Source organism: Halocynthiibacter styelae (assembly GCF_016123485.1).
Taxonomy (GTDB): domain Bacteria; phylum Pseudomonadota; class Alphaproteobacteria; order Rhodobacterales; family Rhodobacteraceae; genus Halocynthiibacter; species Halocynthiibacter styelae.
Window position 1 is genome coordinate 18,244 of record NZ_JADCKQ010000004.1, and the last position, 16,183, is coordinate 34,426.

A 16,183-nucleotide genomic window follows, 5' to 3' on the forward strand; every position below is an offset into this window, starting at 1 on the left:
CATCCTCATGGCCGCTTATCAATATGTCTATCACATGGACGGTGTGTCCAAAACCTACCCTGGTGGTAAGAAATGCTTTGAAAACATCAAGTTGTCCTTTCTACCGGGCGTAAAAATCGGTGTGGTCGGCGTCAACGGTGCCGGTAAATCCACCCTGATGAAGATCATGGCGGGCATGGATAAGGATTTCACCGGCGAAGCCTGGGCCGCTGAGGGTGCGCGCGTGGGTTATCTGCCGCAGGAACCAAAGCTGGATGAAAGCCTCTCTGTGCGTGAAAACGTCATGCTGGGCGTGAAGGCGAAGAAGGACATTCTGGATCGCTATAACGAGCTGGCGATGAACTATTCTGACGAAACCGCCGAAGAAATGGGCCGTCTTCAGGATGAGATCGATTCACAGAACCTCTGGGATCTGGATTCTCAGGTGGATGTCTCCATGGAAGCCCTGCGCTGCCCTGCGGATGATGCGGATGTGGCAAGCCTGTCCGGCGGTGAAAAACGCCGCGTGGCCCTGTGTAAGCTGCTGCTTGACGCGCCTGACATGCTGCTGCTTGATGAACCAACCAACCACCTGGATGCGGAAACCATCGCCTGGCTGCAACAGCACCTGATTGATTACAAAGGCACAATCCTGATCGTCACCCACGACCGGTATTTCCTTGATGCAATCACCGGCTGGATCCTGGAACTGGACCGTGGCTCAGGCATCCCGCATGAGGGCAACTATTCGTCCTGGCTGGAAGCCAAGGCAAAACGCCTGGAACGCGAAGCCAAGGATGACAAATCCAAGCAGAAAACGCTTGAGCGGGAACTCGACTGGATGCGTCAGGGCGCGAAGGCCCGTCAGGCGAAATCCAAAGCCCGTATTTCGGCTTATAACGAACTTGCCAACCAGTCCGAGCGCGAAAAACTGGCCAACGCCCAGATCGTTATTCCAAACGGTCAGCGCCTTGGGAATAAGGTGATTGAGGTCAATGGTCTGAAGAAAGCCATGGGTGACAAGCTGTTGGTTGAAGACCTGACATTCGCCCTGCCACCCGGTGGTATCGTTGGCGTGATCGGCCCGAACGGCGCCGGTAAAACCACGCTGTTTAAGATGCTGACCGGTCAGGAACAGCCGGATGAGGGCACGGTTGAATATGGCGACACGGTGCAGCTGTCTTACGTGGATCAGTCGCGTGACGATCTGAAGCCGGATGAAAACGTCTGGGAAGCGATTGCCGATGGTCTGGATGTGATCCAGCTGGGCGATGCCGAAGTCAACGCGCGGGCTTATTGTTCCGCCTTTAACTTCAAAGGGTCCACCCAGCAGAAGAAGGTTTCTCTGCTGTCCGGTGGTGAACGCAACCGTGTGCATATGGCGCGCCTGCTGCGCTCCGGCGGTAACGTGCTGCTGCTCGATGAACCGACCAACGACCTTGACGTTGAAACCCTGCGGGCACTGGAAGACGCGCTGGTGGATTTCGCCGGCTGTGCGGTGGTGATTTCCCACGACCGTTTCTTCCTCGACCGGATCTGTACCCACATGCTGGCCTTTGAGGGCGACGCGCATGTGGAATGGTTCGAGGGCAACTTCGCGGATTACGAAGAAGACAAAAAACGCCGCCTCGGCCCCGACGCCCTGGAGCCAAAGCGGATCAAGCACAAGAAGTTTGTGCGTTAATTTTAAAAGGCCCCGATTTTCGGGGCCTTTTTTTTCTGATAGCCCTCTTTAAATTACTTACCGGAGATCACAAATACTTACTCAAATAACAACTTAAAGGATATTCATGCTAACTTTTTCTCTCCCATCATTCTTGAAAATGTGTCAACTAGACAGCCATGGCCGACACGCTGCACTAGATGCGAAACTAAATAAACCAAACTCCGGATATCCATTTCATCGCCCCCTGCGAGATGCAATAAACGCGCATATCGATGGTGCAGACCAAGCAGACATTGATGAAATTCTAAATGCACCTTCTCAAGAGCACCAAAGGCGTTACAACCGAAATGCATTTGATGCTTTCGTCAAACGTTTTGGAAAAGACAAATCTATAGCAATCGTACGCGAAACGGAGATTTACCCAGTTCACGCACATGGAATCGAAATCACTGTTAGCCCTTGGTTCTCAACTGTTGAAAACGGGCACACATACTTGCACGTCGTTTGGGCGACTAGCAAACCAGCATTGGAAAGAAGAAACGCAAACATTGGCTGTCTGATCTTGTCCGAGAGTTTTTCCTCTACGCGCTACGGGAATAGTACATTTTGCGTGATGGATCTTACAAAACCAATCCGTTTTTCAGATAAAACTGTTTCAGCAAAAACATCTGTGATCCTCGATGATGTTTGCAGGTCCATTTCAAGTTTAGCCAAACAGGTTTAATTTCGAGAGACAGCGCCTGACCCTGGGTGGGTGCGAAGCGCCCTCCCGTGGGGAGGGGCGGGCGCTACCCGGCTTTGCCGGGTGGGCGGAGTGGCGAAAATCACCTTTAAACTCTTTAAACTTCCAGCGTTTCGAGGTTTAAAGAGTTTAAAGAAACCCAATGAAAGCCCCCATGCGTCACCATCTGCCACATGCTGCCCCAAACGAGACCATTGGTCTGCTGGGCGGGTCGTTTGATCCGCCGCATGAAGGGCATCTGCATATTTCGGAAGAGGCACTGAAACGGTTTAATCTGGATCGGATCTGGTGGCTGGTGACACCGGGCAACCCTTTGAAATCACGCGGCCCTGCCCCGCTGGATCACCGTCTGGACGCCTGTGAAAAACTTTTACAGCATCCGCGGATTGAGGCCACAGATTTTGAACGCCACAGCGGCACGCGCTACACGGCGCAAACCCTGCAGGCCCTGTTCAAAACCTATCCCCGCACCCGTTTCATCTGGCTCATGGGCGCCGATAATCTGGCGGATTTCCACCGCTGGGACAGCTGGAAATGGATCATGGAAAACGTCCCTGTCGGCGTGCTTGCCCGCCCGGGTCAGCGCACCGCTGCCCGGATCAGCCCTGCAGCGAAACGCTTTGAATTTGCACGGATTTCCGGGAAAGAAAGCCACCGACTGGCCCATGCAGACAGCCCCGCCTGGTGCTTTATCAATGTGCCGATGAGCAAAGCGTCCTCCACCGCGATCCGTGCGACAGGTGCCTGGAAAGGTGGAGCCGGCACGCAAAGCGGTTGAGATCACGCGCGGCCTCTGGCACAAATCATTTCATGTGTTTGCAACGGTTTTACAGGGCTTTTTCATGACCTCAGTTTTTACGCGCCGCGATGTGCTGGCTTCCCTTCTGGCAACCTCCGCTACCGCCGCCTGCGCCAATGCCCCCGACGTCAGCCCCTATCCCACCGCGCGCCCCGCCAACGCCCGCGCCCTGGCTGCGCCTGGCGCTGAACGGCTGGTTGCCGCTGCAGAACTGGGCAACAGCGCGAAGGTCGGTTTTGTGGTGTCCGACACGCGTACCGGTGAAATCCTTGAGGCGAAAAACCCCGTCCTGCCCCTGCCCCCGGCCTCTGTCACCAAGGCCCTGACCACGCTCTATGCCCTGTCGCATCTCGGCACAGGTTATCGTTTCACAACAAAGCTTTACGCAGATGGCCCGATTTCCGGCGGGCGGCTGAATGGCAATCTCTGGCTGGTGGGTGGCGGCGATCCGACGCTCGACACCGATGACATGGCCACGCTGGCCCGGTCCCTGCGCGCCGCCGGTGTGACAGAGGTCAGCGGAGAATTCCGCGTCCAGGCCACAGCCCTGCCCTATATCGCAGAGATCGACCCGGATCAGCCGGAACATGTGGGCTATAACCCCGCCATTTCCGGGCTGAACCTGAACTTCAACCGTGTGCATTTTGAATGGAAGCGTGCGGGCAGCGGCTACGATGTGACCATGGACGCCCGCAGCGAAAACTACCGCCCGGATGTCAGCACATCACGCATGGAAATCGTCAGTCGCGATCTGCCGGTCTACACCTACAGCGCCCGCAATGGCCGTGATCAATGGACAGTCTCGCGTCAGGCGCTTGGCGGCAGCGGCAGCCGTTGGCTGCCTGTGCGCCATCCCGAGGCTTATGCGGGCGAAGTCTTCCGTACCATGGCGCGTGCAAACGGCGTGTCACTGGGGCAACCCCGCATGGTCAGCGCCGCCCCCGCCGGGCGCGTGATTGCGCAACATCATAGCGAAGAACTTCCGCTGATCCTGCGGGACACGCTGAAGTATTCCAACAACCTGATGGCCGAGATATCAGGTCTCAGCGCAAGTGCAGCAACGGGCAATCGCCCCGACAGCCTTCGGGCCTCTGCACGGCAAATGGGATCCTGGCTTGAAAGCCGGATGGGCATGCGACGCGCCCGGTTTGATGACCATTCCGGTCTGGGCGAGAACTCACGCGTGTCTGCATCGGATATGGTCGGGGTTCTGAACGCCGCCGGCACCAGCGGCCCGTTGCGGCCTTTGATGAAGGAAATCCGCCTGAAGGAAGAAAACGGCGGCGGCGCGGGCAGTCATCTGATTGATATCCGGGCCAAAACCGGAACGCTGAACTTTGTATCATCGTTGGCCGGATACATTCGGACGCCAGGCGGTCGCGATCTGAGTTTTGCGACCTTCACAGCTGACCTGCCCCGCCGTGCCGCCATCGCCCGCAATGATCGTGAGGCCCCGACTGGCGCCCGCGGCTGGTCCCGCCGGTCCCGCGCGATGCAGTTGAAGCTGATTGAACGCTGGGCCGCAGTTTACGAAAGATAACCCCAAAACGAAAACAGACCGGCCTGATCAGACCGGTCTGCGTCCACACAATATTGCAGGATCTTATTCGCTTGCAGCGGCTTCTTCTGTCGCTTCTGCTTCAGGTTCCGCGGCTTCTGCCGGGGCCGGGCTGTGGCTTGCAAGGAAAGCCGCAAGATCCGGGCCGGAATCACCGAAACGCTGGGGGGCCATCGGCGAACGCAGGCTAGCATCGTCATTCAGCTCACGCAGGTAATTGGTCGGATGTTCGGCATAGGCCTGGATGTTTTCCTGATCCCAGACCAGGCCATTTTCAGCAGCCGCCTTGATACCTGCAGAATAACGGAACCCTTCCACAGAAGCTGCCGCGCGACCAATCACGCCAAACAGGTTCGGGCCGGTACGACCACCGCGCACGATCACATTGTCACCATCAGCGATTGCATGGCAGGATTTGCAGCGGTTGAAAGCGCGTTCGCCAGCGGCGGCGTCACCTTCAGCAAAAGCAGTGAGGGGGGCGAGGGCAAGAGCTGCCGTCAGAAAAATAGTGCGGTTCATGATTGCCTCTTCAGTAGTACATTACACGCGTTCTTCTACCAATATAGGCCAGCCTGCCCCGGGTTGTTACCGTGTTATTGTCGCAGGGGCTGTCTCAGTGAATTTCCGCCACAATAATAGATATTCGAGATGTTTTATGGTACCATAAATCAGGTTGTAACCAGTTCATTTGTTCCAGGCATTTTTACAGGACTCAGAACAATGAAACAGCAGATCAAAATTTCAACTCTTGGCATCGCCCTTTTGGCGACCACCCCACTGCACGCATTTGAATTTTCCGGGGGCGAGGTGTTCGTCAGCCGGCTGACCGACGACTTCAGCGGCACAACAGAACAAACGGATATCATCGGTGGATCCGGCGAATTGCGCTTTGGTGCCTTTGGCCTTCAGGCCGATGTCAGCAACCGGAACTTTGTTGCAGGTGACAACATTCCTTCCTGGGGGTTACACGGATTTTACACCTTTTCTGAGAACCTGAAAGCCGGGATCCACTATGGTCAGGAAGACTGGAATGGCTTTCGTTATTCCAACACTGGAATTGAACTCGCCTATCAGCGAGGCGCCTGGGATCTCGAGGCCTACTTCTACGAAGATCACGGGCTGGATGATGACTGGGATTCGACCGTTGGCGGGCTGAACGCAGAATTTGGCCTGAATGAACAGTTTTCCCTGCACGGTAATCTGGCCGTCAGCGGCGGGGATGATGATATCATTTACTATGGTATCGGCGGAACATGGCATCATCAGTCAGGTGCATTTGTCCGACTGGATGCCGGACGATTTGATGACCGGGATCGTGGTGAGGATGCGAATGTCTTCGCCCTGCGCGTCGGGTTTGAGTTCGGCAATGGCGTCACTTTCAGCCATCGCAACCTCAACGAAAATCTGCCCGGTTACGGAAACTGACCCACCAGGCGCAGGTGGTTAATCTGTCTGCGCCTCAAACACTTCGGTGAAGCACCGTTTCAGCGCCACATCAACATCATCCATCGTGACCGGCAGGCCCAGATCCACAAGGCTGGTGACACCATGTTCGGTAATCCCGCAGGGCACGATACCGCTGAAATGATCCAGATCCGGTTCCACATTGATCGAAATCCCGTGAAAACTGACCCATTTGCGCAGGCGCACCCCGATGGCGGCGATCTTATCTTCCTGCGGAGCACCGGTGATCGTCAGCGGCCTGTCATCCCGCTGCACCCAGACACCCACGCGTCCGTCCCGCTGTTCGCCCTTTACGTTGAATTCAGCCAGGGTTGAGATCACCCAGGTTTCCAGCTGTTCAACAAATTTGCGCACATCCCGCCCGCGTTTCGTCAGATCCAGCATAACATAAGCCACACGCTGTCCCGGCCCGTGATAGGTGTACTGGCCGCCGCGCGGACTGTCATAGACAGGAAAACGATCGGGATCGGTCAGGTCTTCGCGCCGGGCAGAAGTACCAGCGGTGTAAAGCGGCGGATGTTCCAGCAGCCAGATCGCCTCTCCGGCCTCCCCGGCTGCAATCTTTGCGACGCGGGTTTCCATCTCACGGCAGGCCACGTCATAATCAACCAGCCCCGAAGAAATCATCCATTCAACCATGTCGCGCCCTTTCCCGAGTCTCCCGTAGGTTTTAGCGCCCCCGTTTCAGAATGACCAGGACTGAAACCCACCCCGGAAGGTAACAAAGCACCGCCGCATTGACAAAGGCCAGAATTTTTCATCTTCCGGTGTTTTTTCCTCTTTCCTTCCGGCTTTCCCCTCGCTATGAAGCGACCACAGACTACCTGATCACGTGCGGTCGTGGCGGAATTGGTAGACGCGCAGCGTTGAGGTCGCTGTGGGGTAACACCCGTGGAGGTTCGAGTCCTCTCGACCGCACCATTTTCTTAAAAAATGGCACAATCCTATTAACCAGATCAGGATAATTGCTTCTATTGCGTAGCACTACGTCCACATTGACACCCAACCGTATACCAAACCAGGCGGTGCGAGTGGGGTCTGAACAACACCCACATGCAGGTCACTGGCAGCAGTAACAATAGTTACATTATTTGACGTCAGGCCAATGTTACTTATTTGCTTCGTTGTGGGATTGAGATTAATTCTGTTTTGCAAGCTTCGAAAGAAAAGCAAGGCGAAGAACAGTGTTCGAGAGGCAATTGATCTCTGCTGGAAGAAGCATCACCTGTCTGCATGTTCAGATACTCGGATATAGACACAGTTTCATTGTCTCCGGTTTTGCAATACACCGGAACCCAGGTGACCCCCTGGACGCGATAAACGGGGCTGGTTACATCCGAATTTGCTATTCGTTGCGATACGATATCTGCTATACACTGCCCGTCATCGCAGGTTTCCCGCGTCATGTTGACAAAGGCAGACAATTGATACATGCCTTCCGCGTCTGGCACGTATTCATCAGGTGCTTGATTGATAGAGAGGATCGGATAACTTCCCCGAGTAAGGTTTCTATCTGCGTAAATACTTCTCCAAAATAACAAATTTTCACCGACATTCAGACCGGTGTTCCAGGTGAACTCCCGGGGTTTCTCACACAGAGATACTAAACGTGAAAACTCACTTGATATGTCAGGCCTATCCTGGAGCTCATAATCACCGCAATTGATAATCTGCAACACAGGATAAGCAGACTGCTTGTAATAACGCACACCGAAAAATGTCCCGGCGATGCAAGCGGCAGAAACGGCGAGCACAACTATTTTCAGGCGCATGTTACTTTATCTCATAAAAAGTTGTCAGGTATTCGAATGATGAAGCTACACAACCTACACGCGCTCTGTCATGCCCTGCACAGGTTGCCGGTTTTTCAGGTGGCGCTGAATGAGGCGTTTCTGCTTTGCGCCGTCGGGAGTGTATCGCGCAGCAACCGGCACATAATCGGGTGCAGTTAGCTCTGGAAAGATAGCCATGATTTCTTCACGGGCCTCCGGGGACAGAGCCGCGAGCGTCCCTTTGCCGGTATAAAGGCTTTCCGTTGCCGCGTCTTCAGCAAAGACGACCTCATGATTGGCCAGCAGAATGTGGAAATACTCTACCTCTGTTACATTGGTATCAATCGCGATCCCTGGAAGGGCCGTCAGTCTGATCGCAGGTATCAAAACATCGGCCTGCCCAAACATGCGCAATGCGATCCTGGAACTGACCAGCATTCTGTGCTGACGTGAAACCAGAAGATCACGTTCAGGAAGACCATTCCCCAATGCGCCTGCGCAAATACGAACGGGCCAGAGCCTAGGATTTGCCGTCAGCGCGTGCAGATCAAACTGTTTTGAACCGATCCAGAGGATCTCCGAGTAGTGGCCGGTTTCGGTCTGGACTTTGACACCGGGGCGAAGTGTTTCCACCCTTTTCGCGCCGTCACGGGTCGCAATCCGGGCCCCACGTGTAAAACACGGCGCAATCAGATTGAAATCCGGGCCGCTGGCGCCGGTTGGGTTTTGCTCTCCGGTCACGGTCAGAACCGTCCCAGGCGGAGGAATATCGCCAAGCCATGCCGCGGCATCTGGTTCCTGCAGGCCGCTGTTGGGGGAGAAATTGAAACTCATCAGACGGTATGAATTTCCATCTGAACCAGACAAAACTAAGATATAGCTTGGCGTCACCACCTGCCCGGCACCATAGCTTGAACCATTGAAATTTACGTTTGCCGCCAGTGTCTGATTGCTATGCGCTTCGTCGAAAATCGAATTGGCATTATCGACCACAGTGACGCTTGCCGAAGTTCCACCACTCAGCCAGGTCAGCGTATCGCCACTGGAAAGTTCAGAAAGATGCGTGCCATCTTCAATAGGAAGGTGGCCCGGATTATCGGGATTCAGAAAGTTATCTGCCGAGAAGATGGCAAACTGAAACTCTGCCAATGTATCAACTACCTGTACTACGGATCAACATGTGCTCTTTGCGGCACGTTGTGCGTGATTACAGCATAAATGAATCTCTGTCTAATTGTGTTTTGATGCGGTGATCAGACAGGAAGATCAGCGAGGCCCCGGCCCTCTGCAGCATCGCCACCGGAAAGGGTTACGTCCCCTTCACCCGCCCCAGGATGAACTGCAACTCTTCAGACAGGCGGACACGTTCTTCAGGCGTCAGGAATGCGCCAAGCTCCACCTCGCGCGCGCCGTCCCCCCGCAGGGTCAGATAGTGCGGCACAGGGCCTTTGTTGCGGTGCAGTGTCACTGTGATCCAATAGGGATTGGCCTGCCATTCCCGGATCGCGCCTTTTGGCTCTCGCCGGGTCAGATGTACTGTGTCTGCGGTCAGTTCCAGCACTTCGGTCAAAGTCCCATCGCGGTAGCTGCGGTTAATGAAGAACCAGATCAGTGCAATGGCCCCCAGCAGAAAGGGCAGCATCACCCACAAAGGCCCCTGCCCCAGAAGCGCCAGAAGGGGCAGAAACAGCAGCGCTGATGTTGCCGCCATAAAGCGCACAAAATCTTTCTTCTTCAGTGAACGATAGGGCCAGGCCGTCAGAACAAGCGGCCGGCCTGCATCCACATGCGCATAAAAAGGGGCCCCGGTTTCCACCGGAGCCCCTGTATTCATGTCAGACCATTCATATGGCATCTGTGGCGAACCTCAGATTAATGTGAATGACTGCGATCCCACTCTTCCTGCTTTGGCAGGATTTCGAATGTGTGCTCTGGGGGGGGGGACGGCAGGGTCCATTCCAGAGTATCTGCATATTCGTTCCAGTAGTTCGCTTCGGTTTCTTTCTTACCCCACAGCAGGGAGTAGAACATCACGCCGAGGAAGAACAGGAAGGATGCGAAGGACAGATATGCACCATAAGAGGAAATCTCGTTCCAGTAAGCAAATGCCTCAGGGTAGTCGATGTAACGACGTGGCATGCCCTGACGACCCAGGAAGTGCTGTGGGAAGAAGGTCAGGTTTGCACCGATGAACATCATCCAGAAGTGTACGTGACCTGCCCACTCAGGGTATTTCTTGCCGGTCATTTTGCCGAAGTAGAAATAGATACCTGCGAAGATACAGAAGATCGCACCCAGGGACATCACGTAGTGGAAGTGTGCAACCACATAGTAAGTGTCGTGGTACAGACGGTCCATACCAGCCTGAGACAGCACAACCCCGGTGACACCACCAACAGTGAAGAGGAAGAGGAAGCCAAACGCCCACATCATCGGCGCTTTGAATTCGATCGAACCGCCCCACATCGTCGCAATCCAGGAGAAGATCTTAACACCTGTCGGCACCGCGATCACCATCGTTGCCATCATGAAGTAGGACTGCTGCGACAGGGACATACCAACGGTATACATGTGGTGCGCCCAGACAACGAAGCCCAGAACACCAATCGCGATCAGCGCCCAGACCATTGGCAGGTAACCAAACACAGGCTTGCGAGAGAACGTCGCAATCACGTGGCTGATGATACCAAAGCCCGGCAGAATGATGATGTACACTTCCGGGTGGCCGAAGAACCACAGGATGTGTTGGTACAGGATCGGGTCACCACCCTGGCCTGGCTGGAAGAAGCCTGTGCCAAAGTTACGGTCCATCAGCAGCATGGTGATCGCACCCGCAAGCACAGGCAGAGCCAGAAGGATCAGCCAGGCTGTGATAAAGATAGACCATGCAAACAACGGCACTTTGAACATTGTCATGCCCGGGGCACGCATGTTCAGGAAGGTTGTGATGATGTTGATCGCACCCAAAATGGATGAGGCACCGGACACGTGAACCGCGAAGATCGCAAGGTCCATAGAGTACCCGCCTTCAGAGGTGGACAGCGGCGGGTAAAGAACCCAGCCCACACCGGAACCGGACTGACCATTACCACCTGGTGCCAGCAGAGACGCCACACCAAGGGCAACACCTGCAATAAACAGCCAGAATGACAGGTTGTTCATCCGTGGGAACGCCATGTCAGGCGCACCAATCTGCAGCGGCATGAAGTAGTTACCAAAGCCACCAAACAGCGCCGGAATAACCACAAAGAACATCATCAGAACACCGTGATAGGTGATCATAACGTTCCAGAGATGGCCGTTTGGCGTACAGAGTTCATCTGTCGCAAAGAACCGTGCCCCTTCAAGGCACATGTACTGAACACCTGGTTCATGCAGCTCAAGGCGCATGTAAACGGTGAAAATAACAGAAATCAGACCCACCAGCGCCGCAGCGATCAGGTACAGGATGCCGATATCCTTGTGGTTTGTTGACATAAACCAACGGGTGATAAAATCACGCTCGTCATGGTGCTCGTCGCCGTGAATGGCTGCGTCTGCCATGCGGAGTCTCCCCAAAAATCTTCGTTCCGATACAGGAATCAGGCCCGCAAGCGGACACAGATCACCCATACATTTGAAACCGTCTTAGAGATATTCACACGCAGTCGCAACGATGCAGAGCGTCGCAGCAGGGAATTTCAGCAAAAAATATGCTGCCTGTGCAGTGATTTCAATCGCACGGCGAAGGAAACCTCGCACTGCACCGGATCAACTGCGTTGGACGCGACGGTGATTCTGAACGTCCGAAAGGATCACCACGTTTCCGTCAGACAGTGCTTGATCTCAAGTTAACTTGAGGAATTATCACCTGAGATCAGTACAGAATCACAGCCAAAAAGGAATGCCCCATGTCTGATCCCAAACCCGCCTATCTTGTCGCCAGTTCCTTCATGCCAAAGGGGCATCCCCCGTTGGACCCTTACGGCGAAGCCGCTCATCCGATCCTGGAGAAATGGGGCGGCGAGCTGATCGTTGCAGGAGAAACCGGGCAGTTCATGGATCACTTTGAAGGCGAATGGAAAGACAATGCCCGCTTCACCCTGTTTAAATTCCCAACCATGGCAGCACTACAGGGCTTCTGGCGTTCTGATGAATATCAGACCGTAAAACATCTGCGCACGGATGCAATCCCACCCAACTTCACCTTTGCGGTAGAAGGGTTCGATGCAGCGGAATGGGCCCGGGAAAATCCGGATCATGCCTATAACACCGACACCCCGGAGGATCAGAATGTTTGAAATCGCGCAGGGTCTTTGGCAGCTGCCCGTTGAACGCCGGTTCGGAACTCTGAACAGTCACGCCTATCTGATCGAACACGCGGAGGGCATGGATCTGATCTATGCCTCTGAAAACGACCGTAGCCTGGCGGGCGTAAACCGTATGGGTGGCGTTCAGCATATCTATCTGAGCCACAACCACGAAATTTCGCCAGGCGTGTTTCGCGCCCGCCAACAGCTGAACAGCAAGCTGGCCGGGCACCGCGCGATGCAGAAATATATGCCGGAAGGCACAGAACTGGACCTGATGCTGGACCCGGCGCAGAGGCAGATCCTTCCCGGTGGGGTTGAGGCCATATATACCCCGGGTCACACCGACAATAATATCTGCTATCGCGCGATCCTCGCGGATGGAACGCGGGTGTTGTTTGTCGGGGATGTCATCTACCCGGATCATGGCGTCTGGAAAACACTGGTCATAGAAGATGACGGTGGCACTCACATGGATATGCAGAACAGCCTGCAACATCTTGCCGGGGTTGAGGCCGATCTGATCCTGCCCTCAGTCTACCTTGGTCAGGCCCCGGACTGGAAAGCCCAAAGCCCGTTTTGCGCATGCCCAGAGCTGACCGCAGCCTGATCTGCACCTACAAAATGCGTCCCCCGGAATGATCAGTTCGGGGGACACCCTAAGGGGCAACGGTGTTCAACTGAACAAACCGAAGAACAGATACAGAAACCAGGCACATAAAGCGAACATCATCCCGAAGATGATTACGTCTGAACCCGAAAAATGATTGCCGGCCCGTCTGGCAATGCCGGCCTCGGCCCGCATTGGCTGAACATCAGTATACAAGGCCTGGCGGATGGATGTTTCAACCTGTTCAAACTGCAGAAGCGGGTCTTTCAGATGTCCTGCTGCGAGCCAGGTGGATGTGGCCACGCCGACGGCAACACTCAATTCCGATGACGAAACCCGTGGTACATCACCGTTATGGTCGCCGTTGTAGCCGTTATCAATCCAGTCCTGTTCAGGTGCAATCCAGGGGCGTGCACGATAAATGCGATATTGCAGTTCCAGCGCATTGCTCAGGCCGTAACATTTCGCAAAGCGTGACAGCTCTGCTGAAACCTCTTCACCTGTCACCCAATAGCTGAACGCAGATGTCCTGAACTGAAGGCTGGCAACCACATCCCAGGCAAGACCAGGATAGCTGTTCAATTCATACTTTCTGGACAAAACCGTGAGTTCAGCCAGAACCCATCGCGCCGCATCGATTACTGTATCGCGCCCATCCAGACCGTATCGATTAAACAGCTGCACGCCAACTTTCTTCAAGAATGTTTCATTGTCCCGCAACCAAAGCAACGCCTCTTGCCCGCCCTCTCCGAACTCCTGCACAAAAGCCCGCAGATCCTCGTTAAGAGGATTATAAAAGTCACGCTGCTTAAAGAAGATTTCTGAAACGGGCGTATTTTCATCATAACAATACGTGCCATCCCGGTAATCCGGGCAAAGATCGACGCGCCCCCCCAGAAGGTCCACCGCCTTCGCAACTGAATCCGGGTTGTTTGCAAGGTCTGCGCTGCGACAGGCATTCACCAGTTGGTTTAGCATCTTAACGGCTGCCTGCATCTGTTCTGATTTAAGGCTGCTTACGCTGTCATCTTTTGGATGCACACCGGCTGTTGCGTGTTTCATAAAGGATCGAAAGCGACAAAGCACACAAAGTGCCTCAAGGCCCGCATCACCGAATTCATCCTGAATTGCGCGGATATTATCCTGCAGGAAGCCATTCAACACACCCGCGCCATATCCGCTTGTGTCAGCGATCAGCTTGCGCATGTCATCGATTGTGATCAGGGGTTTGGAATACCGAGACAGCGCTTCGGCCTCTTTGTCTGCCATGTCCGAAGCGCGGGAATAAAACGAGGAAACTCTGAAATCATCCTGGAACATATCAAACTCACTTTACAAAAAAGCACCCCCCGGAAAACCGGAGGATGCTTTTAAATCACGGTCTGGTCAAATTCAGCCCAGCTTATCTTTAACCATTGGACCAACGGCACCGAAATCCATCTGGCCGGTGTATTTGCCCTTCAGGATGCCCATGACTTTACCCATATCACGGATGGATTCTGCACCGACCTCGGCAATCGCGGCTTCAACTGCGGCGCTGGCTTCTTCTTCAGAAAGCTGCTGCGGCAGGAAATCTTCGATTACGATGATTTCCGCGCGCTCTTTCTCAGCCAGCTCAATCCGCCCGCCTTCTTCATAGGCGCGCGCGCTTTCCTGACGCTGCTTCACCATCTTACCGAGAATGGCGAGAATTTCAGAATCGCCGATGCTTTCATCACCGCCCTGCCCGCGCAGAGAAATCTCACGATCTTTGATCGCGGCATTGATCAGACGCAGGGTCGACAGACGCGCTGCTTCTTTGTTTTTCATCGCCTCTTTCAAAGCGGCGTTGAGCTGGTTACGCATATTCCTGTCCTCATCCCGGGGGCACGCTGCGTGCAAATTTCGAACCCGGACCCTATCTGGTCTCACGCGGCGTTACAACCGGGTAACATATTTCACACCCGGTACACTGATACATGTCAAAAAATGCTGACATTCTCCCCGCACAGCCCTTGACCAAAATACGCCCTCCCCCTAGGTTCCGGCGAGTTTGAGCTGGAGAGTCGCCCCATGTCCACCGGAAACAATATTCCCGAAAATGCAACCGCCTGCCTTGCCCTTGCTGATGGCACTTTGTTCTTTGGACGTGGCTTTGGCGCCACCGGGGATTGCGTGGCAGAGCTTTGCTTTAACACCGCGATGACCGGGTACCAGGAAATTATGACGGATCCGTCCTATGCTGGTCAGATCGTCACATTCACCTTCCCCCATGTCGGCAACACCGGCGTCACCGCAGAAGATGATGAAACGGCTGATCCCGTTGCTGCTGGTATGGTCGTGAAGTGGGATCCAACCGCCTCATCCAACTGGCGCGCCGAGGCTGAGTTGACAGACTGGCTGAAAACCCGTGGTCGTATTGGCGTAGGAGGCATCGACACCCGCCGCCTGACCCGTGCGATCCGCCATGCCGGTGCCCCGCATGCGGCCCTGGCCCATGATCCGGATGGCAACTTTGACACCGACGCGCTTGTTGCAAAGGCCAAAGCGTTTTCCGGTCTTGAGGGTCTGGATCTCGCGAAAGACGTGACCTGCGCGCAAAGCTATAAATGGGACGAACAACGCTGGGCCTGGCCTGAAGGTTACACCCGCCAGGAAGCACCAAAGCATAAAGTCGTCGCACTTGATTACGGTGCAAAGCGCAACATTTTGCGTTGCCTGGCCTCTGCTGGTTGTGATGTGACCGTTCTGCCTGCAAATTCCACTGCCGCAGACGTTCTGGCCCATAACCCCGATGGCGTGTTCCTGTCTAATGGTCCTGGTGACCCTGCGGCAACCGGTGAATATGCTGTTCCGATGATCAAAGAGATCCTGAACACAACCGAGCTGCCCGTCTTCGGGATTTGCCTTGGTCACCAGATGCTGGCCCTGGCGCTTGGTGGTAAGACCATCAAGATGAACCACGGCCACCACGGTGCAAACCACCCGGTGAAAGATCTGGACACCGGCAAGGTAGAAATCACCTCTATGAACCACGGTTTTGCTGTGGATGCGGACAGCCTGCCTTCAGGCGTGGTGCAAACCCATGTGTCCCTGTTTGACGCAACCAACTGCGGTATCCGCATGGCGGATCGTCCGGTTTATTCGGTGCAATACCACCCGGAAGCAAGCCCCGGCCCGATGGATTCCATGTATCTGTTTGAACGCTTCGCAGAGGCGATGGACGCCCGCGCTTAACCGCCGGTATCTTCCGATTTTTTTAAAGCCAGCGAAGTATCTTCGCTGGCTTTTTTATTCACATATCCCCGCCAAACCTGTGGATAAA

The 16,183-nt window shown here is 54.6% G+C and carries 16 protein-coding genes and 1 tRNA gene; 9 read left to right on the forward strand and 8 right to left on the reverse strand.

What is annotated here, in order from left to right; translation table 11 throughout:
* Positions 1–7: 7 nt before the first annotated feature.
* From ettA to dacB, 4 genes are all read left to right on the forward strand, one after another.
* Positions 8–1,663 (forward strand): energy-dependent translational throttle protein EttA, encoded by a 1,656-nt coding sequence (gene ettA / locus H1D41_RS06325; protein WP_228848099.1) that lies wholly within the window; start codon positions 8–10, stop codon positions 1,661–1,663.
* Between the two features lie 106 nt (positions 1,664–1,769).
* A complete protein-coding gene (locus H1D41_RS06330; RefSeq protein ID WP_228848100.1) occupies positions 1,770–2,369 on the forward strand; it encodes a hypothetical protein in 600 nt (199 codons plus the stop codon).
* A 160-nt stretch (positions 2,370–2,529) separates the two neighbouring features.
* A complete protein-coding gene (locus H1D41_RS06335) occupies positions 2,530–3,165 on the forward strand; it encodes a nicotinate-nucleotide adenylyltransferase (RefSeq protein WP_228848101.1) in 636 nt (211 codons plus the stop codon).
* 64 nt (positions 3,166–3,229) lie between these two features.
* A complete protein-coding gene (dacB, locus tag H1D41_RS06340) occupies positions 3,230–4,726 on the forward strand; it encodes a D-alanyl-D-alanine carboxypeptidase/D-alanyl-D-alanine endopeptidase (RefSeq protein WP_228848102.1) in 1,497 nt (498 codons plus the stop codon).
* Between the two features lie 63 nt (positions 4,727–4,789).
* Here the strand turns inward: dacB and H1D41_RS06345 are convergent, their stop codons facing one another.
* Positions 4,790–5,263, reverse strand: coding sequence for a c-type cytochrome (locus tag H1D41_RS06345; protein WP_228848103.1), 474 nt, complete (start codon positions 5,261–5,263; stop codon positions 4,790–4,792).
* A gap of 201 nt (positions 5,264–5,464) precedes the next feature.
* Here H1D41_RS06345 and H1D41_RS06350 point away from each other — a divergent pair, with 201 nt between their 5' ends.
* Positions 5,465–6,169, forward strand: a complete 705-nt coding sequence (locus H1D41_RS06350; RefSeq protein WP_228848104.1) for a hypothetical protein — start codon at positions 5,465–5,467, stop codon at positions 6,167–6,169.
* Positions 6,170–6,187: 18 nt separating this feature from the next.
* Here H1D41_RS06350 and lipB read toward each other — a convergent pair whose 3' ends face one another.
* A complete protein-coding gene (lipB, locus tag H1D41_RS06355) occupies positions 6,188–6,847 on the reverse strand; it encodes a lipoyl(octanoyl) transferase LipB (protein ID WP_228848105.1) in 660 nt (219 codons plus the stop codon).
* Positions 6,848–7,042: 195 nt separating this feature from the next.
* On the opposite strand from lipB, the gene H1D41_RS06360 reads away from it, so the two are divergent.
* A tRNA-Leu gene (locus tag H1D41_RS06360) sits at positions 7,043–7,129 on the forward strand.
* Positions 7,130–7,320: 191 nt separating this feature from the next.
* On the opposite strand, the gene H1D41_RS06365 is transcribed toward H1D41_RS06360, so the two are convergent.
* The 4 genes from H1D41_RS06365 to H1D41_RS06380 form a co-directional block, all read right to left on the reverse strand.
* Complete coding sequence (locus H1D41_RS06365; protein WP_228848106.1) at positions 7,321–7,980, reverse strand: hypothetical protein; 660 nt, start codon at positions 7,978–7,980, stop codon at positions 7,321–7,323.
* Between the two features lie 54 nt (positions 7,981–8,034).
* Positions 8,035–9,129: a Hint domain-containing protein gene (locus tag H1D41_RS06370; protein WP_228848107.1), complete on the reverse strand. Its 1,095-nt coding sequence runs from the start codon at positions 9,127–9,129 to the stop codon at positions 8,035–8,037.
* A gap of 160 nt (positions 9,130–9,289) precedes the next feature.
* Positions 9,290–9,814: a DUF2244 domain-containing protein gene (locus H1D41_RS06375; protein ID WP_228848108.1), complete on the reverse strand. Its 525-nt coding sequence runs from the start codon at positions 9,812–9,814 to the stop codon at positions 9,290–9,292.
* 38 nt (positions 9,815–9,852) lie between these two features.
* Positions 9,853–11,523, reverse strand: a complete 1,671-nt coding sequence (locus tag H1D41_RS06380) for a cytochrome c oxidase subunit I (protein WP_228848109.1) — start codon at positions 11,521–11,523, stop codon at positions 9,853–9,855.
* Between the two features lie 347 nt (positions 11,524–11,870).
* Between H1D41_RS06380 and H1D41_RS06385 the strand changes: the two genes are divergently transcribed.
* Together H1D41_RS06385 and H1D41_RS06390 are read left to right on the forward strand one after the other, a co-directional pair.
* Positions 11,871–12,260, forward strand: coding sequence for a DUF1330 domain-containing protein (locus tag H1D41_RS06385; RefSeq protein ID WP_228848110.1), 390 nt, complete (start codon positions 11,871–11,873; stop codon positions 12,258–12,260).
* Entirely contained in the window at positions 12,253–12,879 is a 627-nt protein-coding gene (locus H1D41_RS06390) for an MBL fold metallo-hydrolase (protein ID WP_228848111.1), read from the forward strand. Before H1D41_RS06385 ends, H1D41_RS06390 begins: the two co-directional genes overlap by 8 nt.
* A gap of 66 nt (positions 12,880–12,945) precedes the next feature.
* On the opposite strand, the gene H1D41_RS06395 is transcribed toward H1D41_RS06390, so the two are convergent.
* Both H1D41_RS06395 and H1D41_RS06400 read right to left on the reverse strand, forming a co-directional pair.
* On the reverse strand, positions 12,946–14,199 hold the full coding sequence (locus H1D41_RS06395) for a hypothetical protein (protein WP_228848112.1): 1,254 nt from the start codon (positions 14,197–14,199) through the stop codon (positions 12,946–12,948).
* A gap of 72 nt (positions 14,200–14,271) precedes the next feature.
* Positions 14,272–14,724 (reverse strand): GatB/YqeY domain-containing protein, encoded by a 453-nt coding sequence (locus H1D41_RS06400; protein WP_107497639.1) that lies wholly within the window; start codon positions 14,722–14,724, stop codon positions 14,272–14,274.
* Positions 14,725–14,931: 207 nt separating this feature from the next.
* On the opposite strand from H1D41_RS06400, the gene carA reads away from it, so the two are divergent.
* Positions 14,932–16,095, forward strand: coding sequence for a glutamine-hydrolyzing carbamoyl-phosphate synthase small subunit (gene carA / locus H1D41_RS06405; RefSeq protein ID WP_228848113.1), 1,164 nt, complete (start codon positions 14,932–14,934; stop codon positions 16,093–16,095).
* Positions 16,096–16,183 lie beyond the last annotated feature (88 nt).